We start from the raw sequence: 16,457 nt of genomic DNA, 5'->3' as shown, positions 1-16,457 counted from the left end.
TGGCACACGGAGTTCCCCATGGTCGAGTCCCGCACGCAAGCGCGTCCGCTATCCGGGACGCACGCCGTCGCGGTGCGGGTCGCCGCGGTCGCCGCGCTGATCGCGATCTGGGAATTGTTGGTACTGGCCGAGTTCTGGCCGCCAGCTGTCCTACCGGGACCCGCTCAGGTGTGGGACCAACTGCTCGCCACCTCCAACGCGTCCAACGGGCAGGGCGGCTACGCGGGGTCCACTTTGGTCGAACGACTGGGTGTCAGCCTCCGCCGCGTCGGCTACGGCTCCGCCTACGGAATCCTGCTCGGCGTCGGCCTCGGGCTGCTCATGGGCCTGGTGCCGGTCATCCGGGCGATCACCGAGCCGTTCGTCACGTTCCTGCGCGCGCTGCCGCCGCTGGCCTACCTCAGCCTGCTGGTCATCTGGTTCGGCATCGACGAGGAACCCAAGGTGTACCTGCTGATGGTCGCCGCCTTCCCGCCCGTCGCGGTGGCCACGGCCGCGGCGGTCACCGGCGTCAACAAGCAGTACGTGGAAGCGGCCGCCGCGCTCGGGGCCAACCGGGCCAGGGTGGTCGCGACCGTGGTGCTGCCCGCCTCCGCGCCGGAGATCCTCACCGGCATCAGGCTCGCGGTGGGCATCGCCTACAGCTCGGTGGTGGCCGCCGAGACCGTCAACGGCGCCGACGGCATCGGGGGCATGGTCCTCAACGCCCAGCGCTACAACCAGACCGCGGTGGTCATGCTCGGGCTCGTCGTCATCGGCGTCACCGGGCTGATCATCGACTCCGCCATCCTCGCCGGGCAACGCGCGCTCTCGCCGTGGCGGGGACTGGCATGAACAACCGGGAGAACCACATGTCCGTCAGCCGCAGGTCCGTGCTGTCCCTGTTCGCCGCCGCGCCCCTGCTGGCCGCGTGCGGGGTGGGCGGCGGCTCGTCGTCCGGGTCCGGTGAGCGCACCAAGGTCCGCGTCGCCTACCAGAGCTTCGCCGACAGCACGCTGCTGCTCAAGGACCAGCGCACGCTGGAGAACGCGCTGCCCGACCACGACATCAGCTGGACCTCGTTCGACTCCGGCGCGAGCATCAACACCGCGTTCCTCGGCGGCGCCATCGACATCGCGGTGATCGGCAGCAGCCCGGCCGCCGCCGCGCTGTGCCCGCCGCTGAGCATCCCGTACCAGGTGATCGAGCTGCTCAACGTCATCGGCGACAGCGAGGCGCTGGTGGTGCGCAAGGCCAGCGGCGTCACCGACATCAAGGGCTTGGCCGGTCGCAAGGTCGCCGCGCCGTTCAGCTCGACCGCGCACTACAGCCTGCTCGCCGCGCTGGAGCAGGGCGGCGTCGACCCCGCGTCGGTGACGCTGGTGGACCTGGAGCCGCAGAACATCCAGGCGGCGTGGCAGCGCGGCGACATCGACGGCGCGTACGTGTGGACGCCGGTGCTCAGCGTGCTGCAGAAGGACGGCCTGACGCTGACCGACAGCGCGAAGCTGGCCAAGGCGGGCAAGCCGACCCTGACCTTCACCGTTGCGCGCAAGGAGTTCATCGACCGCAACGGTGTCGTGATCGACAAGTGGCTGGCCGCGACCGACGCCGCGCTCAAGCAGATCAACACCGACCCGAAGCCGGTCGCCGAGGCCGTGGCCCGCCAGATCGGCGCCAGCGTCGAGGACGCGCTCTCGCAGCTCAAGCAGAACATCTACCTCGACCACGCCCAGCAGCGCACCCCGGAGTACTTCGGCACGCCGGAGGCGCCGGGCAAGCTCGCCGAGCAGCTTCGGTCGGCGGCGGAGTTCCTGAAGGCGCAGAAGAAGGTCGACACGGTCCCGGACCTGGCGACGTTCCAGGCGGCGCTGCGGGTGCCCCGTGGGTGAGGCGCTGGTCGAGCTGATCGGCGTCGAGCACAGCTACCGCACCAAGGGCGGCGCGGTCCCGGCGCTGGGGCCACTGGATCTGCGGGTCGAGCCGGGCGAGTTCGTGGTCGTCGTCGGGCCGTCCGGGTCGGGCAAGAGCACGTTCCTGCGCGTGGTGTCCGGGTTCGAGCACCCCAGCGGCGGCGCGGTGCGGCTTCTCGGTCGCACGCCGGTGCCCGGTCGTGACGTCGGTGTGGTGTTCCAGCAGCCCAGGCTGTTCCCGTGGCAGACCGTGGGCGGCAACATCGGTACCGCGTTGCGGTGGGCCGGTGTCGCCCGCGCTGATCGTCCACAGCGGACAGTGGAGCTGCTCGACCAGGTCGGTCTCGGTTCGTTGGGGCCGCGGCGGACGTGGGAGATCTCGGGCGGGCAGCAGCAGCGGGTCGCGATCGCGCGCGCTCTCGCGGCGCAGCCCAGGCTGTTGCTCATGGACGAGCCGTTCGCCGCGCTCGACGCGATGACCAGGGAGCGGTTGCAGGAAGACGTCCGGTCGTTGACCGACGACGCCACCCGTGGTGTCGTGTTCGTGACCCACAGCGTGGACGAGGCGGTGTTCCTGGCCAGTCGCATCGTTGTGCTCACCGACCGGCCCGGTCGCATCGCGCTCGACCTGCCCGTGCCGTTGCCGCGCACCGGGGTGTCGGCCGACGAGTTGCGTGGCTCGGCCGAGTACGCCGCGCTGCGCGGCGAGGTGGCGACCGCCGTGCGTTCCGTCGCCGCCTGAAGGGATCGACCATGACCGTGCTGGAGCAGTTGACGCCCACCATCGGCGCCAGGGTGAGCGGCATCGACCTCAACGATGTCCGGACCAGGGCCGACGGCGCACCGTTGCGGGCCGCGCTGGCCGAGCACAAGGTCCTGGTGTTCGGCGGCCAGGAGCTGACCCCGACCGCGCACCGCGACTTCGCGGCCGCGCTCGGTGAGACCACCCGCGCCCACCCGGTCGTGCCCGGTCTGGACGCCGAGCACCCCGAGATCTACGTGCTCGACGCGGGCGACGGCGGCAAGGCCCCGGTCTGGCACACCGACGTCACCTTCATGACCCACCCCCCGCTGGGATCGGTCCTGCGCGCGGTAGCCCTACCTCCGACCGGCGGTGACACCTGCTGGACGGACCTGGAGGCCGCGTACCGGTCGCTGTCGCCGTTCGTGCAGGAGCTGGCGGACAAGCTGACCGCGCTGCACGACGGCCGCAAGGACTTCGAGGAGTACCTGCGCGACCGGCTCGGCGGCGAGGGCAATACCTGGGAGGGTGAGCGGATCCGGTCGCTGGAGCCGGTAGAGCACCCTGTCGTGCGCGTGCACCCGGAGACGGGTCGACGCAGCCTGTTCGTGAACCCCGGGTTCACCACGCAGCTGCTCGGGGTGACCGAGGTGGAGAGCCGGGCTCTGCTGGACGTGTTCTTCGCCGCGATCGGCCGCCCCGAGTTCACCGTGCGGCACCGGTGGACCCCGGGTGACGTGGTGGTGTGGGACAACCGCAGCACGGCGCACTACGCGGTCGACGACTACGGCGACCAGCACCGGGTCATGCACCGGATCACTCTGCGGGGGGACAAGCCCGTCGGCGTCTGAGTGCCGCTTGTGCCTCCCCTTGGGGGAGCGGGGATGCTCACCGGCATGCCCGGCACGATCCCCATCGGCGAGTTCGCCAAGATGACGCACCTGACGGTGAAGGCGCTGCGCCACTACCACCGGCTAGGCCTGCTCGAACCCACCCGCGTCGACCCTTACACCGGGCTGCGCTTCTACGAACCGGGCCAGGTAGTCCCCGCGCGCACCATCCGGCGCCTACGCGAGTTGGACATGCCGCTCGCCGACATCAAGGCACTGCTGACCGCACCGCGCCCCGCCGACCGCGACCGCGTCCTGCTCTCGCACCTGGACCGGCTGGAGAGCGAGCTCGATCGCACCCGGGTCGCCATCGACGGGCTGCGCAGGCTGCTGGAGGAACCCGCGGCTGAGGCGGTCGTGCGCTACCGGACCGTTCCCGCGACCCCTGCGGTCGGCATGACCAGGCACGTTGTGCGCACGGAGGTCGGGGCGTTCTGCCAAGAGGCGTTCGTGACGCTGCCCGATGACGGCACCGGCCCGCTCACGGCGCTGTTCCCGGAGGAGCTGTTCACCGAGGGCGAGGGCGAGGTGACGGTGTTCCGGCCCGTCACCAGGCTCACCGCGACCCTTGTCGTGCCCGCCGCCGAGCTGGCTGTGGCCGTGCACCGCGGCCGGTACGAGGACTTGGACGAGACTTACGGACCGCTCGGCGCGCACGTCGCCGACCTCGGACTCGCCATCCCCGGGCCGCTGCGCGAGATCTACCTCGACCCCCACCTCGACGTCGCCGAACGGCGCACCGAGGTCTGCTGGCCGCTGTCCCGTCACCCCCGCTAGGAGAACCCAGTGCTGTCCGCCGCCCGCGACGAGTTCCACCGCCGACTCGTCCACCTCTCCCCCGCCTCCCTGTCCGCGCCCACGCCCTGTCCGGACTGGACCGCCCGCGACCTGGTCAACCACGTCGTCGCCGGTGACCGGATGACCGCGCTGCTGCTCGACGGCGGGACCGGCGCGGAGGCCGTCGCCGCCATGGGCACCGACTGGCTGGGCGACGACCCGCTGGCCGCGTTCACCGCCGCGGGCGAGGCCCTCGACCAGGCGATCACCATCCCCGGCGCCCTCGACCGCGTCGTCCCCCATCCGGTCGGGGCTGTGCCCGGCAAGCAGGCACTCGAGTTCCGCGTCGCCGAGCACCTCGTGCACGCCTGGGACCTCGCGCGCGCCCTGGACGTCGACGACAAGCTGGACCCGGCGCTCGTCGAGCGGACCTGGGCGGCGATGCGCGACCTGGCCCCGGTGATCGGCACACTCGGCATCTTCGGCGCCGGACCCAGCGGCGCGCTCACCGAGGACAGCCCGCTGCAGGACCGCCTGCTCGACCTGTCCGGACGTCGCCCCTGAGGGCTTGCGCCTGACGCGACGTCAGGTCGTAGCGTGGCCGGCATGACGGAACGGACCTGGCGGGTGGGTGAACTCGCCGAGGCCACGGGGCTCAGCGTGCGGGCATTGCACCACTACGACCAGCTCGGGCTGCTGACCCCGTCGCGCCGCAACACCGCCGGGCACCGCCTGTACATCGACGCGGACGTCCGCCGGTTGCACCAGATCGTGGCCCTGCGCGGCTTCGGTCTGACGCTGACCGAGGTGGCGCGACTGCTGGCGGGTGACCTCGCCGACCCGCGCGAGCTCATCCGGCAGCAACTCGAGCAGGTGGAAGCCACGATCACCGCCGCCCAGCAGGTGCGCCGCAAGCTGGTCGACGTGCTCGACGGCCTGTCCGAACCGTCCGCCCAGACCTTGCTCGACCTAGTGGAAAGGATGACCACCATGGACCGCCGCCTCACCCACGAGGAGTTCGACGCCCTCAACCGGGAACGCCAGGCGTGGCGCGAGAGCCTGTCGCCCGAGCAGTTCGCCGAGCACGCGGAACGCCGACGCCAGGCGACCGCGGCGATGACCGACGAGCAGCTGCGGGAGATGCGGGAACGCCGCGCCGCCCTGGTCCCGCAGGACTAGCGGGCACCGAACCACCTGGCCAGGTGCGTGTCGAGATCCTGCTGGTCCTCGCCGAGCCAGGCGACATGGCCGTCCGGGCGCACGAGGATCGCGGGGGCGTCGAGCTCCTCGACGATGGTGATGTGGTCGACGCGGTCGGACCAGCCGCCGACCGTGAGCGTGCCGGTCCGGTCGAGGAGCAGGCCGTGGCCGCCGCGCAGCAGCTCGAAGAGCCGGCCCTGCTTGAGGGTGACGTCCCGCAGGCGCCTGCCGAGCAGGTCCGGGCCGTCGCCGAGGTCGTAGCGGATGTCCACGGCGATGATCTTCTCCAGCAGGTACCGGTTGACCTCCTCGAAGTCCATCAGCTCCGCGACCAGCTTGCGCACCGCCTGCGCACCCGCGTCCAGCGACGTCAGCACGACCTGGGCGCGGGTGTTGTCCAGCACGGCGGCGGCCACGGGGTGGCGTTCGGCGTGGTAGCTGTCCAGCAGGCCCTCCGGCGCGCGGCCGTCGACCTCGGCGGCGAGCTTCCAACCCAGGTTGAACGCGTCCTGCAGGCCCAGGTTGAGGCCCTGGCCGCCCTGCGGCGGGTGGATGTGCGCCGCGTCGCCCGCCAGCAGCACCCGGTCGACCCGGTAGCGCTCGGCCAACCGGGTCGCGTCGCCGAACCGCGAGAGCCACCGCGGCGAGTGCGCGCCGAAGTCGGTGCCCGCCAGGTCCCGGACCTGCTTCTTCAGCTCGTCCAGCGTCGGCGGCACGGTCGGGTCCTCGGCGACACCGTCGGCGGGCGCGCCCAGCCGGTACACCCCGTCGCCGAGCGGCACGACCCCGAACCGCAGCTGCGTCTTGCGGACCTCCTCGACGATGGCGACGATCGTCGGCCAGTCCTCGGTCAGCTCCACCTCGCCCAGCAGCGTCTCGACCCTGGTCGGCTCGCCGGGGAAGTCGACGCCGAGCAGCTTGCGGACCTTGCTGCGGCCCCCGTCGCAACCCACGGCGTACCGCGACCGCAGCCGGGTGCCATCGGCGAACTCCAGGGTCACGCCGTCGCCGTCCTGCTCGAGGCCGGTCAGTTCCAGTCCACGCCGGATCTCGACACCGATCTCGGCGGCGTGCTCCAGGAGAACGCGCTCGACGACGGGTTGCGGGATGCCGAGGACGTACGGGTAAGTCGTGTTCACCCCCTCGGGCGACGGCTTGCGGATGCCCGCGAAGAAGCCGCCCAGCGGGTAGGTCGTGCCCAGCGGCAGGATCCGCTCCAGCAGGCCGCGCTGATCCATGACCTCGATGCTGCGCGCGTGCAACCCCATGCCGCGGACCACTTTGGTCGGCTCGGTGTCGCGTTCGACCACGAGCACGTCCACGCCGCGCAGTCGCAGTTCGGTGGCCAGCATGACGCCGGTGGGTCCGGCCCCGACAACGATCACGTCACTCAACGGTTCCCCCGATTGTTTGTGCAGGTCCTGGCTTCGGCGGGAGATTGTGCAGCACCTACCCGGCCTTGCCGCAAGACCCCCTGTGCGCTATATGTTGGAGGGGGCGGGGGACATCGCGCGCGCTGATGCCACGATGGGGTGCATGTCCGACTACGACGGCTTCGCCGAGGCATACGCGACAGGCAACGAGACCAGCCTCGAGAACGCCTACTACGAACGTCCCGCGACCCTGGCCCTCGCCGGGGATGTAGCGGGCAGACGAATCCTCGACGCCGGGTGCGGCGCCGGCCCGCTGTCTGCGGAACTGCTCTCTCGAGGCGCCGATGTGTCCGGATTCGACCAAAGCGCCGAGATGTTGGCACTCGCCCGCCGCCGCCTCGGGTCCGATGTAGACCTACGCGTCGCCGACCTCGCCTCCCCGTTGCCCTACCCCGACAACACCTTCGACGATGTGGTTGCTTCCCTAGTGCTGCACTACCTCGAAGACTGGGCCCCACCCCTGGCCGAACTCCACCGCATCCTCAAACCCGGCGGCCGCCTCATCGCCTCGGTAAACCACCCCACCGCCGACTACTGCCTAGAACGCCTCTCCGGCCGCAGACCCGACTACTTCACCACCTACCCCTCCCCCGCCGAATGGACCAGCGGCGGCCAGACCATCAAAGTCACCTTCTGGAACCGCCCCCTCCACGCCATGACCGACGCCTTCACCACCGCAGGCTTCCGCCTCACCACCATCGCCGAACCCCAACCCCTCCCCACCGCCGCCCCCCTCTACCCCGACGGCTACCCCTTGCTCACCACCGCCCCCAGCTTCCTCTTCTTCGTCCTCCACGCCGAATAACCGCCCCCTCGGAGCATCAGCCCTTGACACCACAAGACAACGGGGCCGCGCTGGCTCCGCGCAGCGAAGTCGGCCTCCGGGTCTTCGACGCCCCAAGCCACCTCGCCGACCGGCTGACCTCGTTGGCCCACAAGCGATCCTGGCCAACCTCCGCCGACAACGGTGTGCTGCTCGTGGAACTCGGCTCAGCGGGCGACGCCCCGGCCGCGCTGCTCGGCGAGGCGATCACCCACCTGACCGCAGAGATCGACCCCTTCCCCGATGCGGACCTATTCCTCGGCCTGTTCTCCCCCGACACCCGCGAAGCCCGCTCGTTCCCATTGCCCACCGACCTGCTGTCCCAGTGCGCCAAGCTGAACCTCCCCCTCGTACTCGACGCCTACCCACCCGCGACCGACGAGGCCCCCGAACGTGAGAACCCGACCAAGTGGCTGCGTCTGTCCACCGAAACGGACATCGCGGCCTCCCCGATCTCAGAGGTCGAGGACCACACCTCGAAGTCGACCAGCGAGTTCATCGTCACCCGACTCCGTGACCTGGTTGCCATCGACGGCCCACGAGACACCGTGATCCTGGAGATCGCCTCGAACGGCCAGTTCGGCGCCGTCGTCGCGGTAGACACGCTGCACACCCTCGCCCAGCGGTTCGCCACCTTCACGATCAGGCTGATACCCCCACCTGCCCAGTGAGCACCGACGCTGCTGGCGGATCCGGACTCCCGAGTCGGCCAGCAGCGTCTCGCCGTAAACGGTCGTAGCCAACGCGAGAGCAAGGTGCTGGCGATCGTGGCCTGGACTGGGTCGAGGGTGGTGTCGCCGTCGTGGAGGGACCAAAGGGTGTTCTGGAGGGGCCAAGCGGTGGCGGTAGGGCGGTCTAGAGAGGGGATTCGGTTAGCAGGTCGAAGGGGTGCGCGGTGCGCACAGGCATTGTGCGCTCATCGCGGCTACCGACCAGAGCCGTTGACGGTGAGGAACAGGCCCAGGCTGAACGGCCCGCACCACCCGCATGCTGGTCAACGGTGTGCAAGTACGGTCTCTACCTCCCGGAGGGTCAGCAGCACCGGCCGACCGCACCACTGCCGCACAAACTCAGCGCGACGACTCGGATCGCGAGTACCCAACGGCGGCAACGCCGCTTCGGTCAGCCAGGTCAGAATCGGGTAGGAGGCGCCGCCTCCCAAGGACGCACCACCGAGCGGGCCCGGTCCGGAGACCGACACGGAGTTGGTGAGCCCGACAAGGAGATGGATGCCCTTGTTGGCTGCATACAGTGCTGCATCAATGAGCGTGGGACGCCGGGCGAGGTAGCCGGAAAGCAGAGGAACACCAGCCTCCTCACCGCGGGCGGCCGTATCGAACGCGCGCACCCACAACAGCGCTTCCACCGCCGCAGCCTGCGCCCGTTCCACGAACTGGGCGACGGTGGGATCGGCCGATCTCGCGCCCTGATAGCTGTGCAACCCCTGCAACCGTGCCAACGCGGCGGTGAACGCGGCGCGAGCCCGCTCGTACTGCTCAGGTGGAGTCATCCAACCTCCGTATGTGCGACGCCGTGAACTACGTTCCTACATCTGCGGTTTGATCTTCACGTCGATGGCCAACGTCCACGCTGGATAGCCATCCCGGGTCGCGACGAGCGCCAGCCTGAGAGGCTGTCCTCCAAACTCCTGCCGCCACGAATCAGCGTCGGCCCAGGTTGGCGGCGAAGTTCGCTCCAGGGCGAACTGACGGGTCTCCAGTAAGTGGATTCGTCGCGGGGGCACGGTCCGACCGTCAGCATGGGCACCGTCGACCCCGGGGGTGAATCGCGCCGGACCCCACACCTGAGCGGCGATCTGCTCAGCCGTCGGGCCACCGGCGACTCCCGGTTCACGGTCATAGCGGTCTGGGCGGATACGAAGCTCAAGCCCGTCCAACCACCCCAACGCCGCCGGGCCTATCAGAGTCACCGCCAACACCAACCTGTGTTCAGTGAGTTCCCGACAGCTTGCTTCCACCACCGGAGTGAGCGCGATGTGCTGCCGCCCTCGCTCCAACGCCGCTACCGCCGCACCAGTCCGCCACGCCCCAACACCAACGACAACAGAGGCCGCCCCGATCACCAGCGGACCGTATGCGGGTAGCAACCCACCTAGGCCAGTCATGCCAACACCAAGCATTTGATCACCGACTCACGATCCCTCCGCCCAAGGAAACACCCAAACAAGTTCACTCGACCAAGTGAGTTTGACGACGAGGGTGTGTGTCGCACTCGAAGGCCGGACACCTTCCTGATCACCGCTCACGGGTACCTGGACACCAGGTACACCCTGGCCAAGCGCTCCTTCAGGTCTCACCGCTAGACCAGCCCTACTGGACCCGGGCTTGTCCGACTACGGCCTGCCCCAGCACAAGGTCGGCGCACCGCCGATGTTGTCGGGGCCCGGTCGTACTCTTGTTGCGACAGTGGCGGCCGCTGGGTCGGGTTGAGTGGATAGGAGCGAACGGTCATGGAGCCTCCTGAGAGCGGACCGGGCGACAACGCCGACGAGTCGAAGCCAGCCGGTCGGACCAAGCAGCCTGACGAGCCAAAGCGATCCAACGTTGAGCGTTCGGGGATCGTGAGCACCCGATTTCCTGTCCTCAACATGTCAGAAGGTGTCGGAGCGGGCTGGCCTTTGCTCAATCTATGGTCAGGTGTTGGAAATGTCGCCGATGTGTCGCCGGTTCGAGATTCCATTCTTCGGATCACGTCGACTGCTCAGGGCTTGACCGAGCAGGGGATCTTGTCCAGTAAGGTGTTTGTGGGTATCGAGACTGCCGCATCCAGCGGCAAGGGTCTTGCCAGAATCTTCGATTCGATGAACTCGCTGCAAGCGGCCGTCGATGCCACGCCGGAGGTGAACGTGCTCAACGCACTGGCAGGCGCGAGCGGTGTCAGTTCGATCGTGGCGTGGCAGAACGCGACCTCGGTCGCCAACTTTGCCGCGCTCGGCCTCAAGTCCGCCACTGGCGGTCTCGCGGGAACCCGCCTTGTCGACCAGCTCCACGAGATCGCAGGTCGCGCCTCCGTCCTGACGAGCTGGGCGGCGCACCAAGAGGCGTTTCCTGGCCTCATGAGCAGCGCTGGGGCCAAGGCCGTGGCTGGCTGGAGCGACCTGGTGTTCCGCGTGCCCGAACTGCCAGATCACGATGCTGGCCTGCGATACAGCGTGACCGCTGGCAGTACTGCATTGGGCTTGGCGAGTGCCGACTTGCTGACTACCGATGACACGGACGTCGCTCTCCAACACGAAGCAGCCGAACAGGTTCAACGGGAAGCGCTCCAGCCGTGGGAAGCCGGACGACTCCAAGTCGCCGCAGACCTACGATCGGCGATCGGGCAACTCGACCCGACCACCCCCGAACTGCTTGACGGGGCATGGGATGACCTACTCCGGCAAGGACCTGCCGCAGCCGTCAAGGCCGCGAACTGCGCCATCGAGGTCCTCGACCGTGTCCTGCGTGCGGCGGCCCCGGACCAACTCGTGGTGGCCTGGCACCGATCGGAGAACCGGTCAGTCAGGGAGTGGGAGGACGTAGATCCGATGCGTGGGCGTCCGCCGCACAGCATGCGGGTGCGCTACCTCATGCGCGACCGCGTCGATATGAGTAGCCTGGCAGTCATTCATGTGGAGACGTTCGTAGCGTTGCGGTCAAGGGTGCGCGGCAAGCTCCAAGCGATCAAGCACGCGTCCCACGGAGACGTCGCCACGGTGCGTTCCCTGACCATGACGGTGGAGTCACTGTTGGCGGGGTTGCTGCTTCCGGAGTAGGGCGATACTCCAGGCGCCCTGTCATACGCTCAGGTTAAGGTGGCCTGTCATGAGCAATCTCAGTCGGATCATCGTGATCGAGGCCCTTGCCGGAGGGCGACCGCGCGATCTGGCAGGTGTTGCCGAATGCGCTTGGTTGGACTTCAAACGCGGTTCGTACAGGTGGACACCGACAAGGGCAAGTTCGAACTGTGCAAGGATGTCGCCGCTTTCGCCAACTCGCTAGGCGACCTACTGGTCTGCGGTGTCTAAGCCGTCAAACAGGCCGACCAAGCGCTGGAGGTGGCGGAGGAGTTCCTACCGTTCGCTCGAAGCCAGGTGAAATATTGATCTGACCTCAGAGCTCGCTCGTCATGTCTCGGTCGTAGAAGACCCGGAGGCCGATAGCTTTGGCAGCGTCGAAGACGGCTTCGACATAGGTGCGATGTTTACCAGAGAGGAGACGACGACTTCGTAGTCGACGACCGGGGCACTCATCATGTCAGCCTATAACGATCCCCTGGCGTCAAGCAGTCCACACGCACCCCATGCAACCCGTAACGTCTGGTAGCCGTGGCCGAATCCTGGTACTACAGCAGTCGTCGTGGCAGGGACTCAACCGAGCGGAGGATGAGCGTGGTGTTCGACAGTCGCCAGCTCGCCACCTTCATCTTGTTCGGCTGCTTCCTGCTCCTCGGCCTCGCTAAGAGGCAGGGTCGGTCGGGTCTGGCGAAGGTGGTCAGGTCGTTCTGGCAGGTCAAGGTCGCTGGGCCGCTGCTTTTCTACGTCACCTGGTTGGCTGGGGTGCACTGGCTCGCAGCGGCGTTCAGCATCTGGAACGGGCGCCTGCTCGGCGAGTCGATCTTCTGGACGATCGTCGCCGGGTTCGTCCCACTGTTCCGCATGACCAACGCGCGCGAACACCGCCATCCGTTCCGGTCGTTGCTGCGGGATCTGGTGAAGATCACGGTTTTCTTTGGGTTCTTCTTCAACCTCAAGCCGCTCGATCTGGTGGGCGAGCTGATTCTCCAAGGGACGCTGACTTTCCTGCTCGGGCTCCAAGTGGTCGCCGAACGCAACCGTTCGCAGCAGGTCAGTAGGATGTGTAAGTCCCTGGTGGCGTTGGCGGCGCTGGGCCTGGCGGTCTACACCGTGGTGTGGCTGGTGCGAGATGGGCACGCCGTCGACTGGGCGCACGAGGTGCGCAAGTTCTTCCTGCCGATCTGGCTGACCGTCGGCGCCTTCCCATACATCTACGTCTTCGCGCTCTGGGATCGCTACAGCCTGATGTTCGGGTTGCTCATGCTGCGCCGGGACCACGACCAACCCGCCAGACGGTCACGTCTCGGCCTAGTCCTCGGCCTTAGAGGTCGCCTCAACGACATCCACGATTTCCCGCGCTACGCCTATCTGGCCAACGGCACACAGTCGATCGGCGATGGCTGGCGAGCGGTACGAACCTTTCGAGAGAAACGTGCGGCCAGCGTCGCCAAGAAGCAAGCCGATGCCGAGGACCTGGTGCGCAACACCGGGGTCGTCGGCGTCGACGAACACGGCCGCACGCTCGACCGACGCGAGTTCAAGGAGACGAAATCTGCCCTGCTCTACCTCGCCACCTGCCAGAGTGGGTGGCACAACCGCGGTGGCTACCAGGCCGACCTACTGGATAAGCTCGGCAGCTCATTCGCCCGGCACGGACTGTCTGCAGAGCACAGCATCTCCATGACGGTCAGCGCGGATGGCCAGCGCTGGTACGCCTATCGCAGAACTCCAAGTGGACGGGTGTTGGGGATCGGCGCTCTTGAGGAATCACACGACCAGTGGTTCTACGAGGGCGACGACCCGCCAACGAACTACCCGGAACCAGGCGGAGCATGGGGACGAGCAGCACACGACCGTGGGGTGGACTGGCACCGGTCGACATAGCATGGTGTCACCCGTTGAATGGCGCGACGTCGGATCGGGCTATCCCCGACCGGTTGGTCGCCTCCGCTGATCCGGTCAGCCCCACTCTGACGTCAAGGCTGCCAAAGGCTTGTCGGGTCGTTGTACGTTCTCGCCCGTCCGGTGCCGATCATCGAAAGGTCCCACCATGCGCCGTCTGCTCTTGGCCGTCTGCCTCGCCGCCGCGGGTGTCGCGGGGGCCCTCACCCCCGCCGCCGCGGCACCACCGCCGGTCATCCATCACGGCCCCTACCCCACCGTCACCGAGTGCGAGACCCAGGCCCAAGCCTGGCGCGACTCGGAGACCGGCCGCGCGGCCTGGGCCAGCGACTGCCAGCACCGGAGCACCTCCCAACTCCCGACGGGTTGGTACTTCCGCACCCTCTACGCCCCGGAGCTCCCCATCCCCAACCTGCCCTAGTACTCCGCCCCACCGTTCCAAACGCCCTCACGCGTGAGGGCGTTTGGTTTTGACATAGGGGCACGGCGCCGCCGGGGGCCACGACCGGCGATTGTCGGTCGTGGCCCCCGGCGGCGCGGTCCGTAATGTGGTTCACGTGGTGTGGCCGCGGAAAGTCGGCCAGAATCGCGGTAAGTGATCAGCCAAGGCGGGGAACGGCGTCATCGACCACGGGATCAACTACGCCGACGGTCGACGCGACCGACTCCACATCAAAGACCAATACGGTCAGCCTCGCTGATCCGAACTCCACTGCCAGCCCGGCTCGGCGCTTGCGGTCGCCACGCTCGGCGCGGGGGGCCGCGCGTCGGGATCCAGTGCTGGTGCGAGGTGGGTGAGCAGCAGTGCTTCGCGCCTGCGGTGATCGCTGTGTGGACTGCCTGCTCAAGGGCGGTGTGGTAGCGACTGGGCGATGTGGTGCCTGCTTCGCACACGAACAGGTCGGCATCGCGGGCGAGGTCGGTGAGCGCCGGGCAGGGCTCCGCGTCACCCGAGTAGGCCAGCCGAGCAGTAGGACCCTCGACGCGGACCCCGAAACCGGGCACTGAGTGCTCGACTGCGCGTGCGGCCAATGTCAGTGACCCGTGGACGACCGTGTGGTGATCATGGAGTTCGTGGACCTCGAAGATGCCGTCGACCAAGCCAGAGTCGTCCGTGAGCATCTGATCGAGCCGCCGCGCCCATCCAGGTGGCCCATAGACGGGGATACGGCGCGCGTTCTCGGTGTTGAGCGCCCAGTTGGACCAGGCGAGCAGGTCGGCGAAGTGGTCGGGATGCATGTGCGAGATCCACAGTGCGGTGACCTCACCGGGGGCCAAGTAGGTCTGGAGGGTGGCGAAGGTGCCGGAACCGTAGTCGAGGATGACGTAAGTGTCGCCCTCACTGACCAGGTATCCCGAACAGGGCTGCCTGGGCGAAGGTAAGGGGGTGACGCAGCCAAGCACGATCAGGACCATGGGCTATTCCACCATCACTATGTGGGAGCTGAAGGTATTCAGGTCATCCCCTCATCGGCGGCGGTCGACGGTGCGACGCCTAACTGCCCTCGTCTGCGAAACGCCGCAGCGGGACGTTGTGGAGGTCGGGTTGGCGGACGCGGTGCATGGCGGGTGCCGTGACCTCGATGATGAGCATCTCGGTGAGGAACTGGACCTTGGCGCCGAGCAGGTGGCTGGTGTGCGCGGTGGCGCTGTGTTCCTTGAGTCCGACGGTGACGTGGATATGGGGCGCGACGCGGTGCTCGACTGGGTCCCAGGCGAGGGTGCCGCCGCCGAAGGCTTCGGCGTTGGTGAGGTGGACTTGGCTCCACACGGGGGCTTGGGGGTCGTCGAGTTTGTCGCAGGTGCCGACGATCTGGACGTCGGCGAAGCCTGCGATGAAGCCGGGGATGTAGCCCTGGCGGACGTTGTTGTCGCGGCAGAACTGGTCGAGGGCTTCGAAGAAGTCGTCGCCGTGGTCGAAGGTCACGGCGAAGCTGCGGCCGAGGGTGAGTTCGTGGCTACGCATTCCCGCTCCCGGTGAAGACGGCTCGGATGGTGTTGTGGTCGTGGCCGGTGGCCAAGAGGCGGTGCAGCAGGATCCGGGCCTTGAGTGGGTCGAGGAAGCCCGCGGGGATGAGGCCGCGAGCGATGAGGTCGGACTCCGAGCCGGGGAACGCGTAGGTGCGGGTGAGCACCGACCCGGCGCCCGTGCGGGAAGCCAGCACGACGGGCTTGGCGGCAGCCAGTTCGGTCAGTATCTCGACGATGCCAGTGGGGACGTGGCCGACGCCGAACCCGGCGACCACCAAGGCGTCGAAGTGATCGGCGGTGGCGCGGAGAAGCGTCCCCGTGTCACCGAGGGTGATGGTAACCAGGCCGACCTCGACCGGGTGATCAGCCGTGCCCTGGACCGTGACGTGAGCAGTAGGCCGGTTGAGTACCCGGGGTTGGCCCTCGACGAGGTAGCCGAGCGGGCCGCCGTTGGCGGAGACGAAGGTGTGGCCGCTGGTGGAGTGCGTCTTGCGCACGCGGGATGCAGCGTGGATCTCGTCGGCGAACACCACTAGCCCACCCAGATCCCGAGCGGTCGGGTGCGCGGCGGTCTGGATCGCGGCGAGCAGGTTCGCTGGCCCGTCAGCGCCCGCCATGGTGGGGTTGCGCATCGCGCCGGTGACCACGACCGGCTCCGAGCGGGTGTGGGAGAGGTCGAGGAAGAACGCGGTCTCCTCGATGGTGTCAGTCCCTTGTGTGACCACCACTCCGTGCGCGCCAGCCGCCAGGTGCTTGTCGATCGCGGCAGCCAGATCGTCGAGGTCGTGGAATGACAGCGAGGCCCCCGGCACTCGGCGGAAGTCGACCACCTCCACGCCGATGCCGGTCTCGGCGAGGCCCGGTACCGCTGCCACAAGCTGCTCCGCCGAGAGCGCGGGTACGACACCGCCGCTGGGGGTGGAGGTCATGGCGATGGTGCCGCCGAGGCCGAAGACGACCACGCGTGGCACGGAGGCGATGTCAGGCACGGGTCACCTTCTGCTCGTCCGGCTGGGGATCGTCGGCAGCCT

Annotated in this window: 18 protein-coding genes; 13 read left to right on the top strand and 5 right to left on the bottom strand. The window is 68.2% G+C overall.

Translation table 11 applies throughout. The features are described 5' to 3' along the window. The first annotated feature begins 18 nt into the window (after positions 1-18). From BMY07_RS29300 to BMY07_RS29270, 7 genes are read left to right on the top strand one after another with little or no spacing between them, the layout of a single operon-like run. Positions 19-834: an ABC transporter permease gene (locus BMY07_RS29300; protein ID WP_143073706.1), complete on the top strand. Its 816-nt coding sequence runs from the start codon at positions 19-21 to the stop codon at positions 832-834. Between the two features lie 17 nt (positions 835-851). After that, a complete protein-coding gene (locus BMY07_RS29295) occupies positions 852-1,871 on the top strand; it encodes a taurine ABC transporter substrate-binding protein (protein WP_092785939.1) in 1,020 nt (339 codons plus the stop codon). Beyond that, positions 1,864-2,634: an ABC transporter ATP-binding protein gene (locus tag BMY07_RS29290; RefSeq protein ID WP_092785772.1), complete on the top strand. Its 771-nt coding sequence runs from the start codon at positions 1,864-1,866 to the stop codon at positions 2,632-2,634. The genes BMY07_RS29295 and BMY07_RS29290 overlap by 8 nt, the downstream gene beginning before the upstream one ends. Before the next feature lie 11 nt (positions 2,635-2,645). Next, positions 2,646-3,485: a TauD/TfdA dioxygenase family protein gene (locus BMY07_RS29285; RefSeq protein WP_092785770.1), complete on the top strand. Its 840-nt coding sequence runs from the start codon at positions 2,646-2,648 to the stop codon at positions 3,483-3,485. A gap of 45 nt (positions 3,486-3,530) precedes the next feature. Next, positions 3,531-4,301, top strand: a complete 771-nt coding sequence (locus BMY07_RS29280) for a MerR family transcriptional regulator (RefSeq protein WP_092785937.1) — start codon at positions 3,531-3,533, stop codon at positions 4,299-4,301. 9 nt (positions 4,302-4,310) lie between these two features. Beyond that, positions 4,311-4,865: a TIGR03086 family metal-binding protein gene (locus BMY07_RS29275; RefSeq protein WP_092785768.1), complete on the top strand. Its 555-nt coding sequence runs from the start codon at positions 4,311-4,313 to the stop codon at positions 4,863-4,865. A 42-nt stretch (positions 4,866-4,907) separates the two neighbouring features. Then, on the top strand, positions 4,908-5,480 hold the full coding sequence (locus BMY07_RS29270) for a MerR family transcriptional regulator (protein WP_092785935.1): 573 nt from the start codon (positions 4,908-4,910) through the stop codon (positions 5,478-5,480). Here the strand turns inward: BMY07_RS29270 and rox are convergent. Then, complete coding sequence (rox, locus tag BMY07_RS29265; protein ID WP_092785766.1) at positions 5,477-6,895, bottom strand: rifampin monooxygenase; 1,419 nt, start codon at positions 6,893-6,895, stop codon at positions 5,477-5,479. The two genes, BMY07_RS29270 and rox, sit on opposite strands and share 4 nt — an antisense overlap. A gap of 142 nt (positions 6,896-7,037) precedes the next feature. On the opposite strand from rox, the gene BMY07_RS29260 reads away from it, so the two are divergent. Then, entirely contained in the window at positions 7,038-7,739 is a 702-nt protein-coding gene (locus BMY07_RS29260) for a class I SAM-dependent methyltransferase (RefSeq protein WP_092785764.1), read from the top strand. Positions 7,740-7,762: 23 nt separating this feature from the next. Then, complete coding sequence (locus BMY07_RS29255; RefSeq protein ID WP_092785762.1) at positions 7,763-8,428, top strand: hypothetical protein; 666 nt, start codon at positions 7,763-7,765, stop codon at positions 8,426-8,428. Positions 8,429-8,751: 323 nt separating this feature from the next. On the opposite strand, the gene BMY07_RS29250 is transcribed toward BMY07_RS29255, so the two are convergent. Beyond that, positions 8,752-9,267, bottom strand: a complete 516-nt coding sequence (locus BMY07_RS29250; protein ID WP_092785760.1) for a hypothetical protein — start codon at positions 9,265-9,267, stop codon at positions 8,752-8,754. Between the two features lie 960 nt (positions 9,268-10,227). Between BMY07_RS29250 and BMY07_RS29245 the strand changes: the two genes are divergently transcribed. The 4 genes from BMY07_RS29245 (at position 10,228) to BMY07_RS29235 (ending at position 13,876) form a co-directional block, all read left to right on the top strand. Continuing rightward, positions 10,228-11,532, top strand: a complete 1,305-nt coding sequence (locus tag BMY07_RS29245) for a hypothetical protein (RefSeq protein WP_143073705.1) — start codon at positions 10,228-10,230, stop codon at positions 11,530-11,532. A 162-nt stretch (positions 11,533-11,694) separates the two neighbouring features. Further along, the gene (locus BMY07_RS35035; protein WP_218150827.1) at positions 11,695-11,784 is read left to right on the top strand and encodes an ATP-binding protein; all 90 of its coding nucleotides are present in this window, start codon (positions 11,695-11,697) and stop codon (positions 11,782-11,784) included. A 357-nt stretch (positions 11,785-12,141) separates the two neighbouring features. After that, complete coding sequence (locus BMY07_RS29240; RefSeq protein WP_143073704.1) at positions 12,142-13,437, top strand: hypothetical protein; 1,296 nt, start codon at positions 12,142-12,144, stop codon at positions 13,435-13,437. 166 nt (positions 13,438-13,603) lie between these two features. After that, entirely contained in the window at positions 13,604-13,876 is a 273-nt protein-coding gene (locus BMY07_RS29235) for a hypothetical protein (RefSeq protein WP_092785754.1), read from the top strand. Positions 13,877-14,127: 251 nt separating this feature from the next. On the opposite strand, the gene BMY07_RS29230 is transcribed toward BMY07_RS29235, so the two are convergent. From BMY07_RS29230 to BMY07_RS29220, 3 genes are all read right to left on the bottom strand, one after another. After that, positions 14,128-14,871 (bottom strand): MBL fold metallo-hydrolase, encoded by a 744-nt coding sequence (locus BMY07_RS29230; RefSeq protein WP_092785752.1) that lies wholly within the window; start codon positions 14,869-14,871, stop codon positions 14,128-14,130. Positions 14,872-14,950: 79 nt separating this feature from the next. Continuing rightward, on the bottom strand, positions 14,951-15,421 hold the full coding sequence (locus BMY07_RS29225; protein ID WP_092785750.1) for a PPC domain-containing DNA-binding protein: 471 nt from the start codon (positions 15,419-15,421) through the stop codon (positions 14,951-14,953). Beyond that, on the bottom strand, positions 15,414-16,415 hold the full coding sequence (locus tag BMY07_RS29220; protein WP_245782728.1) for an asparaginase: 1,002 nt from the start codon (positions 16,413-16,415) through the stop codon (positions 15,414-15,416). The genes BMY07_RS29225 and BMY07_RS29220 overlap by 8 nt, the downstream gene beginning before the upstream one ends. Positions 16,416-16,457: the final 42 nt, after the last annotated feature.

Origin of the sequence: Actinokineospora terrae, assembly GCF_900111175.1 — a bacterium.
In the GTDB taxonomy this organism is placed as follows: Bacteria; Actinomycetota; Actinomycetes; order Mycobacteriales; family Pseudonocardiaceae; genus Actinokineospora; species Actinokineospora terrae.
Note: the sequence above shows the minus strand (reverse complement) of the source record. Positions and strands in the feature narration are given on the sequence as shown.

Bases quoted from the DNA above. Each gene is read 5' to 3' on its own strand.
- BMY07_RS29300 (WP_143073706.1), top strand. From the start codon at position 19: ATGGTCGAGTCCCGCACGCAAGCGCGTCCGCTATCCGGGACGCACGCC.
- BMY07_RS29295 (WP_092785939.1), top strand. From the start codon at position 852: ATGTCCGTCAGCCGCAGGTCCGTGCTGTCCCTGTTCGCCGCCGCGCCC.
- BMY07_RS29285 (WP_092785770.1), top strand. From the start codon at position 2,646: ATGACCGTGCTGGAGCAGTTGACGCCCACCATCGGCGCCAGGGTGAGC.
- BMY07_RS29280 (WP_092785937.1), top strand. From the start codon at position 3,531: ATGCCCGGCACGATCCCCATCGGCGAGTTCGCCAAGATGACGCACCTG.
- BMY07_RS29270 (WP_092785935.1), top strand. From the start codon at position 4,908: ATGACGGAACGGACCTGGCGGGTGGGTGAACTCGCCGAGGCCACGGGG.
- BMY07_RS29260 (WP_092785764.1), top strand. From the start codon at position 7,038: ATGTCCGACTACGACGGCTTCGCCGAGGCATACGCGACAGGCAACGAG.
- BMY07_RS29250 (WP_092785760.1), bottom strand. From the start codon at position 9,267: ATGACTCCACCTGAGCAGTACGAGCGGGCTCGCGCCGCGTTCACCGCC.
- BMY07_RS29245 (WP_143073705.1), top strand. From the start codon at position 10,228: ATGGAGCCTCCTGAGAGCGGACCGGGCGACAACGCCGACGAGTCGAAG.
- BMY07_RS29240 (WP_143073704.1), top strand. From the start codon at position 12,142: ATGAGCGTGGTGTTCGACAGTCGCCAGCTCGCCACCTTCATCTTGTTC.
- BMY07_RS29235 (WP_092785754.1), top strand. From the start codon at position 13,604: ATGCGCCGTCTGCTCTTGGCCGTCTGCCTCGCCGCCGCGGGTGTCGCG.
- BMY07_RS29230 (WP_092785752.1), bottom strand. From the start codon at position 14,871: ATGGTCCTGATCGTGCTTGGCTGCGTCACCCCCTTACCTTCGCCCAGG.
- BMY07_RS29225 (WP_092785750.1), bottom strand. From the start codon at position 15,421: ATGCGTAGCCACGAACTCACCCTCGGCCGCAGCTTCGCCGTGACCTTC.